This window comes from Caballeronia sp. AZ10_KS36, assembly GCF_023631105.1.
GTDB lineage: Bacteria > Pseudomonadota > Gammaproteobacteria > Burkholderiales > Burkholderiaceae > Caballeronia.
Genome location: NZ_JALQDQ010000013.1, coordinates 207,408 through 228,321 on the forward strand (window position 1 = coordinate 207,408; position 20,914 = coordinate 228,321).

Below are 20,914 nucleotides of genomic sequence, written 5' to 3' on the forward strand. Positions count from 1 at the left end.
GATTGGCAGGCAATCTTGCGAATACGAGACGTAGTAAATCAGCAGTTGTCAGCGGTGGCTGTAGCTCAGTTGGTAGAGTCCAGGATTGTGATTCCTGTCGTCGTGGGTTCGAGTCCCATCAGCCACCCCAAAGAATTCATACGAAAAGCCCGGTCATCGCGACCGGGCTTTTTGCTTTTCCGCAGCTAAACACAGCACACGCACCGTGCTAGCATCAACGCACCACCACCCCGAACGAACGACGACGGAGACAGCTATGGCTACTTTGGCGATCGACGGCGTGCGTTGGGTCAACGACCGCGTGACCAATGTGCGCTGGGGCAGCTTCGATTCCGCCACGAACGACTGGGCGGCGCCGACCACCATCGTGGACGTCCATCAAGTCGTGGACGCCATCAAAAGCGGCAAGGAAGTCCGCACGCTCTTCAGGCTCGGCGGGCGAACGTTTCTCGGACCGAAAGTCACCGCATTGCCGTACTCGAACGGCCACGTGGGCATCGAGGCGCGCGTGCAGGAAGGGCAGATCGAGAAATCGCTCGAAGACTTGCCGCCTGTCTGAGTCAGTTCCGAGAGGTAGGCGTTGAATCGCGAACAGGCGCACAGGTTCGAAACCGAAATCATGCCGCGCATCGCCGAGGGCGTGGCCCGCGTGGTCGATCAGACATTGCGCGTCGAAGTCGTTCCCGGCGGCAATCCGCGCGAGCCGGCGCGGCTGCGCGTGAGCGCGCCGCCGTCGGATCATGGCGCGCGCACGCGGCGTTATCCGTTCGACATGAACGTCTTCCTGACGTGGGACGACGAAGAGATCGAGCGATTGCTGCGTCCTGGCGGCGAAGCCCGTTTGCAGCGTTATCTCGACGCGCTCGGGGACAAACTGCGCGCATGGCAGGACGCCCGCGAAGTGGATGTGCCGACGCGCTCGCAGGCGGAGCCGTCGGTGCTGCTCGGCGGACTGGACTTCGAGGCGTGAGCGCCGCGCCTTGTCAGAAGCACCCGGACGAACGTGGAGGATCAGATGACATCGTCGAATGAAGGCAAGCTGCGTGCATTCGTGCAGACGGCGGAACAGGGCGGCGGGTTCGTGTGGGTCATCACGCTCGTGGATTTCGCGGCGGGCGAGGTCAAGCGCGCGTTGGTGTCCGAAGACAACTTCGCCACGGCCGACGCCGCGCGGGATGCCGGCAACGATCGCCTGAAGGCGATGTCGAACGACCGGTAAGCGCTTTTGCAGCGGCGCGCGAGCGGGTATGGCCGAACATCAGAAAGAGAACGCGGACGAAGCGCGAGAGGCGCGAGAAGCACGATTTCGCCGCTACGAAGCAGCCGGCGAAGCGTCGATACGAGCGGAACTCGACGCGGCGCAGTCCGCTGACCCCGAAGCGGCGCACAAGCGCGCATGGCTGCACGCGAAGGACACCGCTCGTCAGGACGAGCAGTTCCGGGCGATGTTCGCGTCGGTGTCGTCGGCCAACGACGCTGCGCAACTCGCTCGCGAATCCGCGGAGGCTTCGCGCCGGTCGGCGTTCTGGACGATGATCGCGGCGCTGGCGGCGACCGCCGGCGTGATCGTCAATGCGGCGATTGCGCTCGGGTGGCTGGATTCACTGAGACGCTAGCGTTTCTTCGAAGCCTAGATTGTCCACCACGCGCGCACGGTCGGTTCGCCGTCGAGGGCGCGCAGGAAGTCGTCCGCGAAGGCGTCGCTGACGGTTTGCCATTCGGGCGTGCCGGTCGGCAGGTCGTCCGGATTCTTCAGCCCGCGCGCATGGCGGATCACGGCGACGGCTTCGCTCAGAGCGGCGAGGGATTCGAGACTTTGCAGGTTCATACGCGCGTTTACGGCGCGAGGGCGCAAACCTTTAACCTGGTCCGATCTATCTGGAACTGTTGGCAGTCTTGAAAGCGTCCCAAACCTTCCGAGCCTTCGGTACGTGGGGACTTTTCTAGACCTTCGAACCAGCAGCCGTCCTGAACCTCTGAACCGTACGGAGTCTTGTAAGCGTCCCCGCACGTGCGAGCCTTGCAGGACACCAACGCTTCCAGTTCTGCAAGGCTCGCACTCCGCGCCTGTCACGCGCCTAACGCTCCGTAGCCTTCCCTTTAACATGCCCCGAAACCAGCGCCCCTGCATCCTTGGGCAGACGCCACAGATCGATCACACCCAGCGCCCCGATCAACGCCACGATCAGAAACGCCACGCCGAAATCTTCCGGACCGATGGAATGCGCGTCATGTCCGTGCAGCCACTCGCCGATGCGCAGCGCGATCGCGCCGGCCGCTACGCCCACGCCCATCGACATTTGAAACAGCGTGCTGGATAGCGCCGAGGCGCCGCTCATCTGTGTCTTCGGCACGTCGGCGAAACTGAGCGTATTGAGCGCGGTGAATTGCAGCGAGCGCGACAGGCCGCTCACGAACAGCACGACGACGATGACGAGCGTGGGCGTCGAAGGCGCGAGCAGGCTCATCGCGGCAAGGGAAAGCGCGGCGATGAGCCCGTTGACCACCAGCACCGGCCTGAAGCCGAAGCGCCGCATCACGGGCGTGGTGACGAGTTTCATCGCGAGATTGCCGGCGAAGACGGAGAGCGTGAGCAGTCCCGACATGAACGCGTTCATGCCGAAGCCGACCTGAAACATCAGCGGCAACAGGAACGGCGCGGCGCTGATCGCGATTCGAAAGAGCGACCCGCCGCCCATCGCCACGGCGAAGGTGTGCACCTTGAGCGCCGACAAATCGACCACCGGCTGTTCCGTCCGAAGCAGATATCGCCACGACGCGATGCCCGCCGCGATACCGACGGCGACGAGCGCGCCGATCATGCTCCACGACGCGTCGTTGCGGCCGATCAGTTCCATCGCGTAGAGCAGCGTCGTGCAGGCGATGCCGCACAGCACGAAGCCCGCGAAATCGAAGCGGCGGTTTGCGTCTTCGCGCACGTTGTCGATATGGCGCAGCGTCAGCAGCAAGCCGATCAGACCGAGCGGCACGTTCAGATAAAAGATCCAGCGCCATGACGAATACGTCGTGATGAAGCCGCCGAGCGGCGGTCCGATCACCGGCGCGACGAGCCCCGGCCAGGTGATGATGGCGATCGCGCGCATCAGTCCGTCCTTCGGCGTGGCGCGCAGCACGGCCAGGCGGCCGACCGGCACCATCATCGCGCCGCCGATGCCCTGCAGCACGCGCGCCGCGGCGAACGCCGGCAACGTGGACGTCGCGCCGCACAGCACGGAGGCCGCTGTGAACACCGCGATCGCGCTGCCGAACACCGTGCGCAGCCCGAAGCGGTCGGCCGCCCAGCCGCTGATCGGAATGAAGACGGCGAGCGTCAGAAGATACGCGGTGATGCCGAGGCTCATGTCGGCCGGATGCACGCCGAACGAGTGCGCCATCTGCGGCATGGCGGTCGCGATGATCGTGCCGTCCAGGTTCTCCATGAAGAAAGTCGCGGCGACGAGGGAAACGATCAGCGACGAACCGGGCTTCGCGTCGTCGGACTGGCTGGGCGTCGTGGAGGATGACATCGGCTGCGTGGTTTGTCGTTGGAAGACGTTATCGGTAAGCCACATCAAGCGAACTGCAAGCTCCGGAACCGGTTTGGCTGCATCGCTAAGCCTTGCATTCTATCGGCGGAGCAGACCTCGCGCGCCTATGGTAGCTTCTGCGGTTGTCGGCAATGCCGCCGTGGAACCGCGCCAGCAGGCGTCAACAAAAAGGAACTGAGCGATGAAGTATCGGAAACTGGGCGATTCGGGCGTCGACGTGAGCCTCATCGGGCTCGGCACCATGACCTGGGGCGAGCAGAACACCGAGAGCGAGGCGCACGAGCAAATCGACTATGCGCTTGCGCAAGGCGTGAACCTGATCGACGCCGCCGAAATGTACCCGGTCCCGCCGCGCCCCGAAACGCAGGGCCGCACCGAGGAATACATCGGCACGTGGCTCGCGAAGAACGCGGGCAAACGCGGCGATATCGTGCTCGCGACCAAGATCGCCGGGCCCGCGCGCCAGCCGCACAATCCGCGTCACATTCGCGGCGCGGGCAACCAGTTCGACCGCAAGAACATCAACGAGGCGATCGACAGCAGCCTCAAGCGCCTGCAAACGGATTACGTCGATCTGTACCAGCTGCACTGGCCGGACCGCAGCACGATGACCTTCGGCCGTTCGGCGTATCCGTACATCGACGACGAATACACGGTGCCGATCGAAGAAACCCTCGCCGCGCTCGGCGATCTCGTCAAGGCAGGAAAGATTCGCTATGTCGGCGTGTCGAACGAAACGCCGTGGGGCGTGTCGCAGTTCCTGCGCGCAGCGGAGAAGGCCGGGCTGCCGCGCATCGTCAGCATTCAGAATCCGTACAGCCTCGTGAACCGCACCTACGAACTGGGCTTGTCCGAATTCACGCACAAGGAAGGCATCGGTCTGCTCGCGTACTCGCCGCTCGCGTTCGGCTGGCTCTCGGGCAAGTACGAGGGCGGGGCGCGTCCGGCCGGCGCGCGCATCACGCTCTTCGAGCGCTTCCAGCGTTACAGCAAGCCGCAAGCGATCGCCGCGACGTCGTCTTACGTCGAACTGGCGAAGCGCCACGGTCTGAACCCGACGCAGCTCGCGCTCGCGTTCGTCAACACGCGGCCTTTCACGACGAGCACGCTCATCGGCGCGACGTCGATGGCGCAGTTGCAGGAGAATATCGCGAGCGTGGAAATCGAACTGTCCGACGAGATTCTGGCCGAGATCGAAGCGCTGCACGAGCGCCAGCCGAACCCAGCGCCCTGAGTCGTGTTATGACTCATGACATGATTCGGGCCGCCGCGCCGCGAATGTGTCAGCATTGACGTTCCGGCGCTTTCGCGGCTCAGAAGCCGCATGCATTATCCGGGCGATGCGCCTTCGTTGCATCGCGTCGCCCGGCTGAAACACCGAATGCGCATCTGAACGTAGCGCGTTCGCGTCCTGCCGAAAGCCGCCGCGCCAGCATCAAACGGCTGCGCGCGGCCGCTCACACCCGGGCGCGGTGCCTGTAGCAAGGCACTGCGCTTGCTCGATGGTCCTGGTTGCCGCTGAGGCGCCCGTCGTGCCTCAGCGCGCTCTTCGCGAAAGGAGTCGTCGCTCATGTCTCAAGCAACGCCGCAGTCCCAAGATCTGGATCGCCTCACGATCGACACGATCCGCACGCTGTCGATGGACGCCGTGCAGAAGGCCAATTCCGGCCACCCCGGCACACCGATGGCGCTTGCCCCCGTCGCGTTCCACCTCTGGCAATACCATTTGCGCTACGACCCCGACGCGCCGCTCTGGCCGAACCGCGACCGCTTCGTGCTGTCGGTCGGGCACGCGTCGATGCTGCTGTATTCGCTGCTGCACCTCGCGGGCGTCAAGGAAGTGGACGAAAGCGGCAAGCCGACCGGCAAGCCGGCCGTGTCGCTCGACGATATCAAGCAGTTCCGCCAGCTCGACAGCAAGACGCCCGGCCACCCTGAATTTCGCATGACCACCGGCGTCGAGACCACGACCGGGCCGCTCGGCCAGGGCTTGGGCAACAGCGTCGGCATGGCGATGGCCGCGCGCTGGAAGGAGGCGCACTTCAACAAGTCGGGCGCGCCGCTCTTCGATTACCGCGTGTACGCGCTGTGCGGCGACGGCGACATGATGGAAGGCATCTCGCACGAGGCGGCGTCGATCGCCGGGCATCTGAAGCTGTCCAACCTCATCTGGATCTACGACAGCAACCGCGTGACGATCGAAGGCCACACCGACCTCGCATACAGCGACGACGTGGAATCGCGCTTTCGCGGCTACAACTGGAACACGCTGCACGTCGACGACGCCAACGACGCCAACGCGCTCGAAGCCGCGCTCAAGGAAGCCAAGGCGTCGACCGACAAGCCGACGCTGATCGTCGTGAAGAGCATCATCGGCTGGGGCGCGCCGAACAAGCAGGACACGGCGGCGGCCCACGGCGAGGCGCTCGGCGACGAGGAAATCAAGCTCGCGAAGAAGTTCTACGGCTGGCCGGAAGACGCGCAGTTCCTCGTCCCCGATGGCGTCATGCAGCACTTCGCCGAAGGCATGGGCGCGCGCGGCAAGGCGGCGCATGCGGAGTGGAAGCAACGCTTCGACGACTACGAGAAGCAGGACCCGGATCTGGCGAAACAGCTGTGGCAGATGCTGGAATCGAAGCTCCCCGACGACTGGGACGCCGACATTCCGACGTTCGAGGCGGACGCGAAGGGCATGGCGACGCGCGAATCGTCGGGCAAGGTGCTCAACGCCATCGCGAAGCGCATTCCGTGGATGATCGGCGGCGCGGCGGACCTTGCGCCATCGACGAAGACGAATCTCAAGTTCGAAGGCGCGGGCAGCTTCGAGCATGACAACTACGCCGGGCGCAATCTGCACTTCGGCATTCGCGAGCACGGCATGGGCTCGGTTGCCAACGGCCTCGCGCTCTCGAACATGCGGCCGTTCGCGTCCACGTTCCTGATTTTCAGCGACTACATGAAGCCGCCGATCCGGCTCTCCGCGATCATGGAAGTGCCGGTGATCTACGTGTTCACGCACGATTCCATCGGCGTGGGCGAGGACGGCCCGACGCATCAGCCGATCGAGCAGCTGGCTTCGCTGCGCGGCGTGCCGGGACTCTGCACGCTGCGTCCGGCCGATGCGAACGAAGTGAGCGAGGCGTGGCGCGTGGCGCTGTCGTTCTCGAAGGAGCCCTCGTGCATCGTCGTCACGCGTCAGCCGCTGCCGACGTTCGACCGCACCAAGTTCGGGTCGGCTGAAGGCGTGCGGCGCGGAGCTTACGTGCTCGCGGATGCCGAAGGCGGCAAGAAGCCGGAAGTGCTGCTGCTCGCGACCGGCAGCGAAGTGTCGTTGTGCGTCGAGGCATGGGAGAAGCTCACGAGCGAGGGGATCGCGGCGCGCGTCGTGTCCATGCCGTCGTGGGACATCTTCGAAAAGCAGGACGACGCGTACAAGGACTCGGTGCTGCCGCCCGACGTGCATGCGCGCGTGGCCGTCGAGCAGGCCGCGACGCTCGGCTGGGACCGCTACGTGGGGCGCTTCGGCGCGACCATCGTGATGCACACGTTCGGCGCGTCGGCGCCGCTGAAGGCGCTGAAGACGAAGTTCGGCTTCACGCTCGAAGGCGTCTACGAAGCGGCGAAGAAGCAGATCGAGCGCGTCAAATCGGCCGGGGAGTGATCGACATGCAGATCGGCATCGTAGGGCTAGGGCGCATGGGCGGCAACATCGGCCGCCGCCTGATGCGCGACGGACACGATTGCGTCGTCTACGACCACAATCCGCAAGCCACCGACGCGCTCGCGAGCGAAGGCGCGACCGGCTCGAAGGACCTGGGCGATCTCGTGGCGAAGCTGGCCGCGCCGCGCGTCATCTGGCTGATGCTGCCTGCCGGCAAGATCACCGAAGACACGCTTTCGGATTTGCATAAAATCCTGCAAGCGGACGATGTGGTGATCGACGGCGGCAACAGCTTCTACAAGGACGACATTCGGCGCGCCGCGCAGTTGAGGGAGCAGGGCGTGCATTATGTCGATGTCGGCACCTCGGGCGGCATCTGGGGACTGGAGCGCGGCTACTGCATGATGATCGGCGGCGACGAGGCCGTCGTGCGCCGGCTCGATCCGATCTTCGCGACGCTCGCGCCGGGACGCGGCGACATTCCCGCGACGCCGGGGCGCGAAGGACGCGATCCGCGCGTCGAGAACGGCTACATGTATTGCGGGCCGGTCGGGTCGGGGCACTTCGTGAAGATGGTGCACAACGGCATCGAGTACGGGCTGATGCAGGCGTATGCGGAAGGCTTCCACATTCTGAAGCACAAGGAATCGACGGACCTTCCCGAGAACGAGCGCTATTCGCTCGACCTCGCGGATATCGCGGAAGTGTGGCGGCGCGGCAGCGTCGTGTCGTCGTGGCTGCTGGACCTGACGGCGGGCGCGCTCGCGAGCGACGGCGGACTCGAACACTTCTCGACCATCGTGGCGGACAGCGGCGAAGGGCGCTGGACGATCGAGGCGGCCATCGAGGAAGCCGTGCCCGCGCAAGTGCTCTCGGCGGCGCTGTACACGCGCTTCCGCTCGCGCGACGCCGATCTGTTCCCCGAGCGCATGCTGTCCGCGATGCGCTTCGGCTTCGGCGGCCACAAGGAGTTTCCGGCGAAGTGACGCGCTGAGCGTCCGGTTAGACGGCGATGAACCGCGACGGTCCATCGCCGTTTTTCATTTCATCATGCGACGGCGGAACAGCCACGCGCAGATGAAGAACGGCAGCACGGCATAAGCGGCCAGCACGCCCGCGTGCAGCGCGAAACCGTCGAGCGGGCGGCCGAGCATCGCGGGGCGGATCAGTTCGACGGCGTGTACGAGCGGCAGCGCCTGCGTCACATGCTGCGCGAGCGCGGGCAGTTGCGCGACCGGAAAGAAGACGCCGGAGAGCAGGAGCATCGGCGTGAGCGCGAGCGTCTGATAGAACATGAAGAAGTCGTAGCTCGGCGCGATGGCGGTGACGATCATCGCGGTGCTCGCGAACGCCAGCCCGGTCAACACGATGACGGGCAGCGCGAGCAGCATCGACGGAAAACTGGCGTAGCCGAGCGCGCCCGCGACCAGCATGATCGCGACGCCCGAGAGCACCGACTTGCTTGCGGCCCACACGACTTCGCCAAGCACGATATCGCCGAGCGTGAGCGGCGTGTGCATGATCGCTTCCCACGTGCGCTGCACATGCATGCGGGAGAAGCCGGAGTACATCGCTTCGAAGCTCGCGGACATCATCACGCTGGAGGCCACCGTGCCCGCGGCGAGAAACGCGATATACGACACGCCCTCGACGTGGCCGACCATCAGCCCGAGACCGAGCCCGAGGCCGAACAGATAGATCATCGGGTCGGCGAGGTTGCCGATCATCGAGGCGACCGCGAGCTTCTTCCAGACGAGGTAATTGCGCCGCCAGACCGACATCCAGTGCGTCGCGTTCGCGGGCAGCGCGTTGGTGAGCGGCGCGGCGTCGCGCGGGTGCGTCTCGCTGGGCTTTTTGCTTGCGACGCGCGGCTGATCGAAGGTTTCCATCGCGATTAATCCACCATTTCGCGGCCGGTCAGCCGCAAGAAAACGTCTTCCAGATTCGCCGGTCGATGCAGATAACGCACGCCCTCGCGCCCCTTGACGCGCGCGTGCACGGCTTGCGGGTCGTCGACGTAGCAAAAAAGCGTCTCGCCGCTCACTTCCATGCGCTCGACGAGCGGTTGCAGTTCGGCGGCCAGCGCCTGCGGGTCGGGGCCGTAAATCTCGATCACGTCCGAGCCGATCACCGACGCGATCAGGTCGCGCGGACGGCCCTCGGCAATCTTCCGGCCTTCCTCGATCACGCAGACGCGGTCGCACAGGCGCTCGGCTTCCTCCATGAAATGCGTCGTGAGCAGCATGGTCTTGCCGCGCGCGAGCAGCGAGCGCAGACGCTCCCAGATCAAATGGCGCGCCTGCGGGTCGAGACCGGTGGTCGGTTCGTCCATGATCAGCACGTCGGGATCGTTGACCAGAGCGCGCGCCAAGGTCAGCCGCCGCTTCATGCCGCCGGACAATTCGCCGACGCGCGCATCGGCCTTGTTTTCGAGCCGCGCGAACTCGAGCAGCGACGGCACGAGCGCGTCCATGCGCGCGCCCGCGATGCCGAAGTAGCGGCCGAAGACGACGAGGTTCTCGCGTACGCTGAAGTCGGGATCGAGATTGTCGAACTGCGGCACGACGCCGACGCGTTCGCGGGCGAAACGCGCGCGCGACGGCACCGGTTCGCCGACGAGCCGAATGTTTCCGTGATCGGGCGACGTCATGCCGAGCAGCATCCTGAGCGTCGTCGTCTTGCCCGCGCCGTTCGGACCGAGCAGGCCGAAGCATTCGCCGGGGCGCACGTCGAACGACAGGCCGTCGACGACGTTCTTCGCGCCGTAGCTTTTGATGACTTCGCTGAATTCGATGGCGGGCGCGTCGGCCGATTCGGGCGCGTGCTCGCGCGTGGTGCGCTGTGTCATGCGTTTCCTGCCGGGGAAAGGTCAGCGAGCTAGTGTAATCGAATGCACCGGCGCGGCGCTTGCGCGGGCAGAAGCGGTGCGCCGGGCGAGTCGTGCGAGCATGCCGAAAGCCGCGAAGCCTTGTGCGACGGGCTTCGACGCAATCTGGCACGCGGCCAGCTAGTCATGAGTCCAACGTTGCGCGGGTGCGGCGCGCTATTGCGTGAAGTTAGCGTTTTCCATCGTTGCCACGTCTGGCGCTGCACAGGATCATGAAGTTACGCCGCAGTCAATCTGCGCTGCGGCAGGGAGGCATCATGACAAGCTACAGAAAGATTCTGCTGTGCTACGACGGTTCCAGAGAGGGCCGCAAGGCGCTGCGCCAGGGCGCGAATCTCGCGCTCGACCTCAACGCGGAAACGCATGTGCTCGCGGTGGTCGACATGCGGTCGAGCATTGCGCAGAGCGCCGGATTGCTGACCGATATGGCCTGCGGGCGCTTCGAAGAAGCGGCGCGCGATATTCTGCAGGAAGGCGTCGAGTGGCTGCGCGAGCGCGGCTTGTCAGCGCAGGGGCACTTCGCGTTTGGCCATCCGATCGACGAAATCGCCGCGCTGGCCGACAGCCTCAAGGTCGATCTCGTCGTCGTCGGGCACCGCTGCCGGAGCGGTCTCGCTCGTTGGTGGATGGGCGCGGGGAACACGCCTTTGCTCGATCGCGTGTCGTGCAGCATTCTGGTTGCCGTCTGTCAGGCAGGCGAATCGGCAGAAGCGGAAGATGCCGCTGCGTATGCCGCGAAGCCGGCGAAGGCCGAAGCGGGCGCGTGAGCTTTCGACGACGGATTGCGAAGGCGCGTCAGCCGTTGAGGTCGACAGCAACGAGCTTCCACGACACCAGCCCGCTGCGGTGAAAGATGGCGGAATAACGAGCATCGCCTGCGCCGTGCTGGTACGTCACGACGAACGTGTTGATGCCGCGATAGCCGGCCGTCGTTTGCGGCGGTTGCGGAGCCGGATTGGACGCACTCGCCGGCGCGGACGCATTTGCATCGGCTCGGCCCGCCGCAGGCGGACGTTCGCCGGGATTGCCGCGCGGCGGTATGCCGTTCAGGATGGCGGCGACTCCGTCCGGCGTCGCATACGAATCCACGAGCGGGCCGACCAGCGCCGCGCCGATCATCGCGCCGATGATCGCGAGCGGGTTGCCGCTCTTCTGCACGTCGATGCGCCGCGTGAGCAGCGCGGCGATCTGATCCTTCAAGCTCGCGCGCAACGCGGGGAAATCGACGTAGTCGTTGACCGTTTGGGCGTCTCGCGCGTCGGCGGCGCGCTTGACGCGGTCCAGCACGATATACGGCGACGCGTAGACGAAGCCAAGCGCCGCCACGAGCAATACGGCGGCGAGCGTGGCGACAACCAAACGAGCGGTGCGGGACATGCGACGGTCAAGCCTTCAGCAAAGGTCAATGCAGAATGGACCACGCCGACGCACGACAAATTCCCCGACCCGCCGCCAGTTCACGCCACCGTTCCGCCCGTGAGACCGGCGCGCTCTTCGTCGATGCAGCGGTCGATCATGCGCGACACTTCGCTGATCTTGCCGACCAGGATCAGCCGCGACTCGCTTCGATAGACGCGCACGGGAGCACTCCGCGGCGGCTCCGCGTGGACCGTCTGCGTCAGCGACACGCGCGCGAACGCAGGCTGGCGAGACGGCAGCGCGGGCATGGAATCGAAGAGATCCGGCGCAGCTTCGGCTCGCGAAGGCGCAGCGGCGCCGCAAGGAATCAACGCACGTAGATGACGCAGACGGCCGAACCGGCGAAAGGGCAGCAAACGGGCAAAACGTTCCATCATGACTCTCCAGACGATAGGACGCACCCCGGCATGCCGCGAGCGGCTGCCGTCCGTGCTTGATGTACTCGAAACGCGCCGCGTCGTGCGTGGCGTGAAAAGGCGCTCAGCGACGCTTGAAAGCGCGCTGCCGCCGCTGACTAGAATTCGCCCGAGCGGATCAGGCCCACTGCGATGCCTTCCAGCGCGAAGTCTCCGCTGCCGGACCGTACGAAAATGTTCTCGTAGTCCGGGTTCTCCGCGATGAGTTCGACGCCGTCCGGACGTCGCTTCCAACGCTTCACCGTGACGTCGTCGCCGAGCCGCGCAACGACGATTTGTCCGTCCTTCGCCTCGGTGCGTTTTTGAACGGCGAGCAGGTCGCCATCCAGAATGCCGGCGTCGCGCATCGACAAGCCGCGCACTTTCAACAGGTAGTCGGGCTTGCTCGAGAACAGCGCGGGATCGCACGCGTAATGCTGCGAAATATGCTCCTGCGCGAGGATGGGACTGCCCGCTGCGACACGGCCCACGAGCGGCAGCGAGAGCTGCATGATGCTCGCGTGCGGCAACGTGAACTGGTGCGGGGCGTCTTCTGAACGGCCTGCGTCGCCAATCAGCCGGATGCCGCGCGACGAACCCGCCGCCAGTTCGATGACGCCCTTGCGCGCCAGTGCCCGCAGATGCTCTTCCGCAGAGTTCGCGGAGCTAAAGCCCAGCTCAGCGGCAATCTCCGCGCGCGTCGGCGGAAAGCCGGTGCGCTCGATTGCGCGCTGGAGCAGTTCGAAGACCTGCTGCTGACGCGCGGTAAGTTTTGAGGTTCTGGTCACTGGCTCGGGCCTCTCGTGCACTGTATGGATCAACAGATGACTGTATTTTTATACAGTATTCCGCGCTTTTCAAGCATTACTTTAAGTTCCGCGCGAAACCGCAACACGGGCCGACGTGCCACGCCACATGAGCGCGCGCCTCAGGCTTTAGCAGCTTTGGATATAAAAGACTGAAAAACGATTATTTCTGTTCATATAGGCCCGCCGATAGACTGATTCCGTCAATTGGATAAGACGGAGAACGGGGAATGCAAAGCACGAAAGCGGGATTGGGGACCAAAGCACGCAAAGCGTTGACGGCGCTTGCGCTGACGGCGGCGGGCATCGGCGCGATTGTGGCGATGAGCACGCAAGCACACGCGCAGACGTCGTTTCTGAATGTGTCGTACGACCCGACGCGCGAGCTGTATCAGGACTTCAATCAGGCATTCGCCAAGAAGTGGAAGGCCGAAACCGGCGAGACCGTCACGTTCAAGCAGTCGCACGGCGGTTCGGGCGGACAGGCGCGAGCGGTCATCGACGGCCTGCAGGCGGACGTCGTCACGCTCGCGCTCGCCTACGACATCGACGCGCTCGCGGGCAAGGGGCTCGTGGCCGCCGACTGGCAGAAGCGCCTGCCGGATAACGCCTCGCCGTACACGTCGACGATCGTGTTCCTCGTGCGCAAGGGCAACCCGAAGCACATCAAGGACTGGGACGACCTCACGAAGCCGGGCGTCTCCATCGTCACGCCGAACCCGAAAACATCGGGCGGGGCGCGCTGGAACTATCTCGCCGCGTGGGCCTACGCGCAGCACAAGCCGGGCGGCAATGAGCAAACCGCGAAGGACTTCGTCGCGAAGCTGTACAAGAACGCGGGCGTGCTCGACTCCGGCGCGCGCGGCGCTACGACGAGCTTCGTGCAGCGCGGCCAGGGCGACGTGCTGATCGCGTGGGAAAACGAGGCGTTTTTGTCGCTGAAGGAATTCGGTCCGGACAAGTTCGAGATCGTGGTGCCTTCGGTGAGCATTCTGGCCGAGCCGCCGGTCGCGGTGGTGGACAAGGTCGTCGACAAGCACGGCACGCGCAAGCTCGCCGAGGCGTATCTAAAGTATCTGTATAGCGACGAAGGCCAGCAGATCGCCGCGCGCAACTTCTATCGTTCGCGCTCGGACAAGGTGCCGGCCGACCTCACGAAGCAGTTCCCGAAGATCAAGCTCTACACCATCGACGACACGTTCGGCGGCTGGACCAAGGCGCAGAAGACGCATTTCGCCGATGGCGGCGTGTTCGACTCGATCTATCAACCGCAATAAGCGCAAAACGTAAGCAAACCGAAGCGGCGCGCCATGACGCCGCCGGTCACACAAGCATTCGATGACACGCGCTCCCCGGCGCACTGGAACAGGACGAAAGCAAGGATGACGACTTTCACTTTGCGCAAGCCGAGCGCGCTACCGGGCTTCGGCCTGACGCTCGGCATCACGCTCGCGTATCTGAGCCTCGTGGTGTTGATACCCCTCGCCGCCACGTTCGCGAAGACGGCGACGCTCGACTGGGCGCAGTTCGTCCGCGCGGTGACATCGCCGCGGGTGCTGGCGTCGTACCGGCTGACCTTCGGCGCGGCGCTCGGCGGGGCGCTCATCAACGCGGTGTTCGGCTTTCTCGTCGCGTGGGTGCTCGTGCGCTACACGTTTCCGATGAAGCGCATCGTGGACGCCATCGTCGATTTGCCGTTCGCGCTGCCGACTTCTGTGGCGGGCATCTCGCTCGCGGCCGTGTATGCGGGCAACGGCTGGATCGGGCAGTATCTCGCGCCGCTCGGCATCAAGGTCGCGTTCACGCCGCTCGGCGTGCTGGTGGCGCTGACGTTCATCGGCTTGCCGTTCGTCGTGCGCACGGTGCAGCCGGTGCTGGAAGACTTCGAACGCGAGCAGGAAGAAGCCGCCGCGTGCCTCGGCGCGACGCGCTGGCTGACGTTTCGCCGCGTCGTGCTGCCGTCGCTCTTTCCGGCGCTTCTGACCGGCTTTGCGCTGGCGTTCGCGCGCGCACTCGGCGAATACGGCTCGGTGATTTTCATCGCGGGCAATGTGCCGATGAAGTCGGAAATCACGTCGCTTCTCATCATCACGAAGCTCGAACAATACGACTATGCGGGCGCCACTGCGCTCGCCGTCGTCATGCTGTGCGTGTCGTTCCTGATGCTGCTCCTCATCAACACGCTGCAATGGTTCCTGCAACGGCGCACGAGCCGCACGGGCGCTGTTCCTGCGCACGCGGTATCGGTGCAAGGGAGCCACGCATGAGCACATCTGACACCAAAGCCATCGCGATGAACACCGCTGCGCCGCGTGATGCGCGCACGCTCGATCCCGTCACGGAACCGCGCGCGGTGCGCTGGCTGCTCACCGGCATCGCGCTCCTGTTCCTCGCGCTCTTTCTCGTGGTGCCGCTCGTCGCGGTGTTCGCGCAAGCGTTCGCGAAGGGCATCGACTATTACTTCGAGTCGCTGAAAGACCCGGACGCATGGTCCGCCATCAAGCTCACGTTGACGACGGCGGCGATTGCCGTGCCGCTCAACGTCGTGTTCGGCCTCGCGGCATCGTGGGCGATCGCGAAGTTCGACTTTCGCGGCAAGGCGCTCTTGACCACGCTCATCGACTTGCCGTTCTCGGTTTCCCCCGTGATCTCCGGCCTCATCTACGTGCTGATGTTCGGCGCGCAAGGCTGGTTCGGTCCGTGGCTCGCGGCGCACGACGTTCAGATCATCTTCGCGGTGCCGGGCATCGTGCTGGCGACGATCTTCGTGACGTTCCCGTTCGTCGCGCGTGAATTGATTCCGCTGATGCAGGCGCAAGGCAACGACGAGGAAGAAGCCGCGCATGTGCTGGGCGCTTCGGGCTGGCAGATCTTTCGCCGCGTGACGCTGCCGAACGTGAAGTGGGGCCTGCTGTATGGCGTGATTCTCTGCAATGCACGCGCAATGGGCGAGTTCGGCGCGGTATCGGTGGTATCGGGCCACATTCGCGGACAGACCGACACCATGCCGCTGCACGTCGAGATCCTCTATAACGAATACAACTTCTCGGCCGCGTTCGCCGTCGCCTCGCTGCTCGCGCTGCTTGCGCTCGTGACGCTCGGACTCAAGCTCGTCGCGGAACGCCGCATGTCGCAATCGCTCGCCGATGCAGGCGCCAAGAACTAAGGCAAAGGACACATCATGAGCATCATCGTTCGCAATCTGCAAAAGCGCTTCGGCGATTTCACCGCGCTCGACAACGTCACGCTCGACTTTCCGGCGGGCGAACTCGTCGCGCTGCTCGGGCCGTCCGGATGCGGCAAGACCACGCTGCTGCGCGTGATCGCGGGCCTCGAATATGCCGATGCCGGTCAGGTCCTGCTCAATGGCGAAGACGTCGCGCAAGTGGGCGCGCGCGACCGGCAAGTGGGCTTCGTCTTCCAGCATTACGCGCTGTTCCGGCACATGACGGTGTTCGAAAACGTGGCGTTCGGTCTGCGCGTGAAGCCGCGCCGCGAGCGTCCGTCGGAAGCCGTGATCCGCGAGAAAGTGCACGAATTGCTCAAGCTCGTGCAACTGGACTGGCTCGCGCAGCGGTTTCCTTCGGAGCTTTCGGGCGGGCAGCGGCAACGTATCGCGCTTGCACGGGCACTCGCTGTCGAACCGAAAGTGCTGTTGCTCGACGAGCCGTTCGGCGCGCTCGATGCGAAGGTGCGCAAGGAACTGCGAAGCTGGCTGCGCCGCCTGCACGACGATCTGCATATCTCCACGCTCTTCGTCACGCACGATCAGGAGGAAGCGCTCGAAGTGGCGGATCGCATCGTCGTGATGAATCATGGCCGCGTCGAGCAGGTCGGCAGCCCGCAGGATGTGTACGATCATCCGCAAACATCGTTCGTGTATGAATTCCTCGGCGCGGCCAATCGCCTTCAGGGTCATGTCGATGCGGGCGGCTTCGTCGCGGATGGCGCGGCGCAAGCCATCGCCGCACAAGCACACTTCAGCGGCCGCGCGCTCGCCTATGTGCGGCCGCACGACCTCGCGCTGTACCGCGCCGACGATGCCGCGGGTCTCGCGCATCGCGACGGTATCGTGGTCGGCGTGCGGCGCGTGGTGACGCTCGGCGGCTCGGTACGTGTGGAACTGGAAGGCGACGCGGGCGGCGTGCTCGAAGCGGAACTGGACCGGGAAGCATGGCGCTCGCTGAAGCTCGATATCGGCGATGGCGTGCGCGCCGTGCCGCGCGCGCTGCGCGTCTTTCCGGCGCAATGAGACATCCATAAAACGGCAGCAAGACAAGAGAGGCGAACCATGAACTTCCAGCAACTGCGCTTCGTGCGCGAGGCCGTGCGTCAGAACATGAATCTGACGGAAGTAGCAAACGTGCTGTACACGTCGCAGTCGGGCGTGTCCAAGCAGATCAAGGATCTCGAAGACGAACTGGGCGTCGATATCTTCATCCGGCGCGGCAAGCGGCTCACGGGGCTGACCGAACCGGGCAAGCAGGTGCATCAGCTGATTGAGCGCATGTTGCTCGATGCGGAGAACCTGCGGCGCGTGGCGCGCCAGTTCGCGGATCAGGACAACGGGCATCTCGTGGTCGCCACGACGCACACGCAGGCCCGTTACGCGCTGCCAAAAGTAATCCGTCAGTTCACCGAAGTATTTCCTAAGGTGCATCTGGCGCTGCGGCAGGGCAGTCCGCAACAGATCGCGCAGATGATCGTGAACGGCGAGGCGGATATCGGCATCTCGACCGAGGCACTGGACCGCTATCCCGACATCGTCACGTTTCCGTGCTATTCGTGGCATCACACGGTGGTGGTGCCGAAGGACCATCCGCTCGTCGGGCGTAAAGACATCACGCTGGAGCAGATCGCGGAATATCCGATCGTCACCTACGATCAGGATTTCACGGGGCGTTCACACGTCGACCAGGCGTTCGCGAGCGCGGGCGCGATGCCCGACATCGTGCTCACCGCCATCGACGCGGACGTGATCAAGACGTATGTGGAACTCGGCATGGGCATCGGCATTGTCGCGGCGATGGCCTATGACGCCAAGCGCGATACCGAACTCGTCGCGCTCGATACGCAGCACCTGTTCGAAGCCAGCACCACGCGCGTGGGCTTGCGCAAGGGCGCGTTCCTGCGCGCGTATGCGTACCGGCTGATCGAAATGTTCGCGCCGCAGCTCGACGAAGCGCAGATCGCCGCGCAACTGCGCGAAGCGGCCTGAAACACACATGCCGGCTGATTTACAATCGCCGGCATGAACACACAGACTCTCCCTCGCATTCCCCCTCGCATCGCCGTCCTTGCAACGGGTGGCACGATCGCCGGACAGGCCGGCGATGCTGCGTCCACGGCCGGTTATAAGGCGGGCGTCGTCGGCGTCGACAAGCTGCTCGACGCCGTGCCTGCGCTCGCCTCCGTCGCGCGAATTCATGCCGAACAGATCGCGGGCATCGACAGCAAGGACATGAGCCTGGCGCTCTGGACGACGCTCGCCGCGCGCATCAACGAACTCGCCGCGCAGGACGACATCGACGGCATCGTCATCACGCATGGCACGGACACGCTCGAAGAAACGGCGTATCTGCTGCACTTGACCGTGAAGACCACGAAGCCTGTCGTGCTGACCGCGGCGATGCGGCCATCGACCGCGCTATCCGCCGATGGCCCGCTCAATCTGCTCAACGCGGTCACGGTCGCAGCTTCGAAGCATGCCGCAGGGCAGGGCGTGCTTGTCGCGTTCAATAACCAGATCCACAGCGCCCGCGATGTGACGAAGACGAGCACGTATGCCGTCGATGCCTTTCGCTCGCCCGAAACCGGCGTGCTCGGTTTCGTGCAGGACGGCCGCGTGGAATTCCAGCGTACGGTGACGAAGCCGCATACGACGGCAAGCGAATTCGCCGTGGCCGAGAACTGGCCGATGGTCGAAATAATCGCGAGCTATGCGGGCGTTTCGGGCGTCGCGGTGGATGCGCTCGTCGCGGCGGGCGTGAAGGGAATCGTCGTCGCGGGGACGGGCAATGGTTCGATGCACGAGAGCATCACAGAAGCCCTAAGCGATGCGGTGAAGGCGGGCGTCGCCGTCGTGCGGGCATCGCGCGTCGGTTCGGGACACGTAATGCGAAACGGCGCGGCTAGCGACGATGCGCTCGGCACGGTCAGCGCGGGAACGCTGAATCCATACAAGGCGCGTGTGCTGTTGATGCTGGCGCTATCGGCCGGCGTGAAAGACGCCGCGGCGCTGCAACGCCTCTTCGATACTTACTGAACGCGAATCCGACGCGGACACCCGACGGCGAACCGTCTGACCGACCAAGGCTAACCCGGCGCGCCGCCGGATGCCGCTCTCGGACCCCACTTGCCGCCCTCAGCCCAGAGCGGCATTTGTCCCGCGTGCCCATACGCGGGACGCCCCACGGTTCAGGCGCGAGCCTACGCAGCAGCCTTCGCTTGCTGCGGTTCTTCCGCCACCTGGAAGTTCGACATGATCTCGAGCGCGCGCACGAGCGCCGAGTGATCCCACGCTTTGCCGCCATTGGCTGCACATACGCTGAACAACTGCTGTGCGCTCGCCGTGTGAGGCAGCGCGAGGCCCATCTTGCGCGCGCCGTCGAGCGCGACGTTCAGGTCCTTCTGATGCAGTTCGATCCTGAAGCCGGGATTGAACGTGCGCTTCGTCATGCGCTCGCCGTGCACTTCGAGAATGCGCGACGATGCGAAGCCGCCCATCAGCGCCTTGCGCACGCGTTCCGGATCGGCGCCCGAACGCGATGCGAAAAGCAATGCCTCGGCGACCGCTTCGATGTTCAGCGCGACGATGATCTGGTTGGCCACCTTGCAGGTCTGACCCGCGCCGTTGTCGCCGATGAGCGAGATGTTCTTGCCCATCAGTTCGAAGAGCGGCTTCGCGATGTTGAACGACTTCTCCGGGCCGCCCACCATGATCGTGAGCGTCGCTTCGCGCGCGCCGACTTCGCCGCCGGACACGGGCGCATCGAGGTAATCGCAGCCGAGCGCGTTGATCTTCTTCGCGAACTCCTGCGTATCGAGCGGGTTGATCGAGCTCATGTCGATCACGAGCTTGCCCTGGCTCAAGCCCTTGGCCACGCCGTCATCGGCGAACAAGACGTTGGCGACATCGGGCGTGTCGGGCACCATCGTGATGACGATCTCGCTTGCCTGCGCGACGGCCGTCGAGTCCGCGACCACTTTCGTTTGCGCGCGGATATCGTCGGGCACCGGATACTTGCCGTTCACGACGAGCGCGTGACCGCCCTTGATGAGGTTGCGCGCCATATGCGCGCCCATGATGCCGAGGCCGATGAAACCGATCGTTGCCATACTGTGTGCTCCTCCTTTGTGTCGTGGTTCAGGCAGCGGCGCGCGCCTTGTCCGTTGCGATCGAGCGAAGCCAGCCGAGCCCGGCTTCGGTGCCCGCGAGCGGCTTGTACTCGCAGCCGATCCAGCCGTCGTAGCCGATCGAATCGAGCAGATCGAACAGGAACGCGTAGTTGATTTCGCCGGTGCCGGGTTCGTTGCGGCCGGGGTTGTCGGCAAGCTGAATGTGCGCGATCGACGGCAGGTTCTTCCTGATCGTCGCGGCCAGCTCGCCCTCCATGCGCTGCATGTGATAGATGTCGTATTGCAGGAAGAGATTGTCGGAGCCGACCGCGCGAATCACGTCGAGTCCTTCGTGCGATCGGTTCAGCGCGAAGCCCGGAATGTCGTATGAATTGCACGGCTCGACGAGCAGACGGATGCCTTCCTGCTTCAGCGCATCGGCGGCGAAACGAAGGTTCTCGATGATCGTTTCGCGCGCCTGCTGCGCCGAGACGCCCGCTGTGGGTATGCCGACGAGGCAGTTCAGTTGCGGCACGTTCAGCGCGCGCGCGTACTCGATCGCGCGCGGCACGCCGTCGCGAAACTCGGCGACGCGATCCGGCAGACACGCAATCCCGCGCTCGCCTGCTTCCCAGTTACCGGCAGGCAGGTTGTGCAGGACGATCCGCACGCCGCTGTCCTCTACGCGCGCTTTGAGATCGCTGATCGAATACGGATACGGAAACAGGAATTCGACGGCCTCGAAGCCCGCGTTCGCCGCCGCGGCAAAGCGGTCGAGGAACGGGACTTCGTTGAAGAGCATCGTCAGATTTGCGGCGAATTTCGGCATTGTTCTTTTCCTGATGGTCGGTCAGTGGGTC

General features: G+C 64.6%; 23 protein-coding genes and 1 tRNA gene. 15 read left to right on the forward strand and 9 right to left on the reverse strand.

What is annotated here, in order from left to right:
* Window positions 1-54 precede the first annotated feature (54 nt).
* The 5 genes from NCR35_RS07660 (at window position 55) to NCR35_RS07680 (ending at window position 1,616) form a co-directional block, all read left to right on the forward strand.
* Window positions 55-130 (forward strand) — tRNA-His (locus NCR35_RS07660).
* Between the two features lie 126 nt (window positions 131-256).
* A complete protein-coding gene (locus NCR35_RS07665; protein ID WP_159836054.1) occupies window positions 257-559 on the forward strand; it encodes a hypothetical protein in 303 nt (100 codons plus the stop codon).
* A gap of 21 nt (window positions 560-580) precedes the next feature.
* Entirely contained in the window at window positions 581-970 is a 390-nt protein-coding gene (locus NCR35_RS07670) for a DUF5594 family protein (RefSeq protein WP_250533886.1), read from the forward strand.
* Window positions 971-1,015: 45 nt separating this feature from the next.
* Complete coding sequence (locus tag NCR35_RS07675) at window positions 1,016-1,219, forward strand: hypothetical protein (RefSeq protein WP_250533887.1); 204 nt, start codon at window positions 1,016-1,018, stop codon at window positions 1,217-1,219.
* A gap of 28 nt (window positions 1,220-1,247) precedes the next feature.
* On the forward strand, window positions 1,248-1,616 hold the full coding sequence (locus NCR35_RS07680; RefSeq protein ID WP_250533888.1) for a hypothetical protein: 369 nt from the start codon (window positions 1,248-1,250) through the stop codon (window positions 1,614-1,616).
* A 14-nt stretch (window positions 1,617-1,630) separates the two neighbouring features.
* Here the strand turns inward: NCR35_RS07680 and NCR35_RS07685 are convergent, their stop codons facing one another.
* Both NCR35_RS07685 and NCR35_RS07690 read right to left on the reverse strand, forming a co-directional pair.
* Window positions 1,631-1,828 carry a hypothetical protein gene (locus NCR35_RS07685; protein ID WP_244848570.1) on the reverse strand — a complete coding sequence of 66 codons (198 nt, stop codon included), beginning with the start codon at window positions 1,826-1,828 and terminating at the stop codon, window positions 1,631-1,633.
* 250 nt (window positions 1,829-2,078) lie between these two features.
* Entirely contained in the window at window positions 2,079-3,527 is a 1,449-nt protein-coding gene (locus tag NCR35_RS07690) for an MFS transporter (RefSeq protein WP_250533889.1), read from the reverse strand.
* A 202-nt stretch (window positions 3,528-3,729) separates the two neighbouring features.
* Here NCR35_RS07690 and NCR35_RS07695 point away from each other — a divergent pair, with 202 nt between their 5' ends.
* The 3 genes from NCR35_RS07695 (at window position 3,730) to gnd (ending at window position 8,195) form a co-directional block, all read left to right on the forward strand.
* The gene (locus NCR35_RS07695; protein WP_250533890.1) at window positions 3,730-4,782 is read left to right on the forward strand and encodes an NADP(H)-dependent aldo-keto reductase; all 1,053 of its coding nucleotides are present in this window, start codon (window positions 3,730-3,732) and stop codon (window positions 4,780-4,782) included.
* Between the two features lie 336 nt (window positions 4,783-5,118).
* The gene (gene tkt, locus NCR35_RS07700) at window positions 5,119-7,209 is read left to right on the forward strand and encodes a transketolase (RefSeq protein ID WP_250533891.1); all 2,091 of its coding nucleotides are present in this window, start codon (window positions 5,119-5,121) and stop codon (window positions 7,207-7,209) included.
* Complete coding sequence (gene gnd, locus NCR35_RS07705; RefSeq protein WP_250533932.1) at window positions 7,194-8,195, forward strand: phosphogluconate dehydrogenase (NAD(+)-dependent, decarboxylating); 1,002 nt, start codon at window positions 7,194-7,196, stop codon at window positions 8,193-8,195. The genes tkt and gnd overlap by 16 nt, the downstream gene beginning before the upstream one ends.
* A gap of 54 nt (window positions 8,196-8,249) precedes the next feature.
* Here gnd and NCR35_RS07710 read toward each other — a convergent pair whose 3' ends face one another.
* Window positions 8,250-9,098 carry an ABC transporter permease gene (locus tag NCR35_RS07710; protein ID WP_256465388.1) on the reverse strand — a complete coding sequence of 283 codons (849 nt, stop codon included), beginning with the start codon at window positions 9,096-9,098 and terminating at the stop codon, window positions 8,250-8,252.
* 5 nt (window positions 9,099-9,103) lie between these two features.
* Window positions 9,104-10,057 (reverse strand): nodulation factor ABC transporter ATP-binding protein NodI, encoded by a 954-nt coding sequence (gene nodI, locus NCR35_RS07715; RefSeq protein ID WP_250533892.1) that lies wholly within the window; start codon window positions 10,055-10,057, stop codon window positions 9,104-9,106.
* Window positions 10,058-10,353: 296 nt separating this feature from the next.
* Between nodI and NCR35_RS07720 the strand changes: the two genes are divergently transcribed.
* Window positions 10,354-10,863, forward strand: a complete 510-nt coding sequence (locus tag NCR35_RS07720) for a universal stress protein (RefSeq protein WP_244848575.1) — start codon at window positions 10,354-10,356, stop codon at window positions 10,861-10,863.
* 28 nt (window positions 10,864-10,891) lie between these two features.
* Here NCR35_RS07720 and NCR35_RS07725 read toward each other — a convergent pair whose 3' ends face one another.
* The 3 genes from NCR35_RS07725 to lexA all read right to left on the reverse strand — a co-directional run bounded on the left by NCR35_RS07725 (window position 10,892) and on the right by lexA (window position 12,698).
* The gene (locus NCR35_RS07725) at window positions 10,892-11,473 is read right to left on the reverse strand and encodes a DUF2939 domain-containing protein (protein ID WP_250533893.1); all 582 of its coding nucleotides are present in this window, start codon (window positions 11,471-11,473) and stop codon (window positions 10,892-10,894) included.
* Window positions 11,474-11,553: 80 nt separating this feature from the next.
* Window positions 11,554-11,889 (reverse strand): hypothetical protein, encoded by a 336-nt coding sequence (locus NCR35_RS07730; protein WP_250533933.1) that lies wholly within the window; start codon window positions 11,887-11,889, stop codon window positions 11,554-11,556.
* A gap of 140 nt (window positions 11,890-12,029) precedes the next feature.
* A complete protein-coding gene (gene lexA / locus NCR35_RS07735) occupies window positions 12,030-12,698 on the reverse strand; it encodes a transcriptional repressor LexA (protein ID WP_250533894.1) in 669 nt (222 codons plus the stop codon).
* A 248-nt stretch (window positions 12,699-12,946) separates the two neighbouring features.
* On the opposite strand from lexA, the gene NCR35_RS07740 reads away from it, so the two are divergent.
* The 6 genes from NCR35_RS07740 (at window position 12,947) to NCR35_RS07765 (ending at window position 18,981) form a co-directional block, all read left to right on the forward strand.
* Complete coding sequence (locus tag NCR35_RS07740) at window positions 12,947-13,993, forward strand: sulfate ABC transporter substrate-binding protein (protein ID WP_250533895.1); 1,047 nt, start codon at window positions 12,947-12,949, stop codon at window positions 13,991-13,993.
* A 105-nt stretch (window positions 13,994-14,098) separates the two neighbouring features.
* Window positions 14,099-14,983: a sulfate ABC transporter permease subunit CysT gene (gene cysT / locus NCR35_RS07745; protein ID WP_250533896.1), complete on the forward strand. Its 885-nt coding sequence runs from the start codon at window positions 14,099-14,101 to the stop codon at window positions 14,981-14,983.
* Window positions 14,980-15,882 (forward strand): sulfate ABC transporter permease subunit CysW, encoded by a 903-nt coding sequence (gene cysW, locus NCR35_RS07750; protein ID WP_244848579.1) that lies wholly within the window; start codon window positions 14,980-14,982, stop codon window positions 15,880-15,882. The genes cysT and cysW overlap by 4 nt, the downstream gene beginning before the upstream one ends.
* Before the next feature lie 15 nt (window positions 15,883-15,897).
* Entirely contained in the window at window positions 15,898-16,968 is a 1,071-nt protein-coding gene (locus NCR35_RS07755) for a sulfate/molybdate ABC transporter ATP-binding protein (protein ID WP_250533897.1), read from the forward strand.
* Window positions 16,969-17,007: 39 nt separating this feature from the next.
* Entirely contained in the window at window positions 17,008-17,934 is a 927-nt protein-coding gene (locus NCR35_RS07760) for a CysB family HTH-type transcriptional regulator (protein ID WP_175940234.1), read from the forward strand.
* Between the two features lie 33 nt (window positions 17,935-17,967).
* Window positions 17,968-18,981 carry an asparaginase gene (locus NCR35_RS07765; RefSeq protein ID WP_250533898.1) on the forward strand — a complete coding sequence of 338 codons (1,014 nt, stop codon included), beginning with the start codon at window positions 17,968-17,970 and terminating at the stop codon, window positions 18,979-18,981.
* A 164-nt stretch (window positions 18,982-19,145) separates the two neighbouring features.
* On the opposite strand, the gene NCR35_RS07770 is transcribed toward NCR35_RS07765, so the two are convergent.
* The gene (locus NCR35_RS07770) at window positions 19,146-20,054 is read right to left on the reverse strand and encodes a 2-hydroxy-3-oxopropionate reductase (RefSeq protein WP_250533899.1); all 909 of its coding nucleotides are present in this window, start codon (window positions 20,052-20,054) and stop codon (window positions 19,146-19,148) included.
* Between the two features lie 28 nt (window positions 20,055-20,082).
* Complete coding sequence (gene hyi / locus NCR35_RS07775) at window positions 20,083-20,883, reverse strand: hydroxypyruvate isomerase (protein ID WP_250533900.1); 801 nt, start codon at window positions 20,881-20,883, stop codon at window positions 20,083-20,085.
* Window positions 20,884-20,914: the final 31 nt, after the last annotated feature.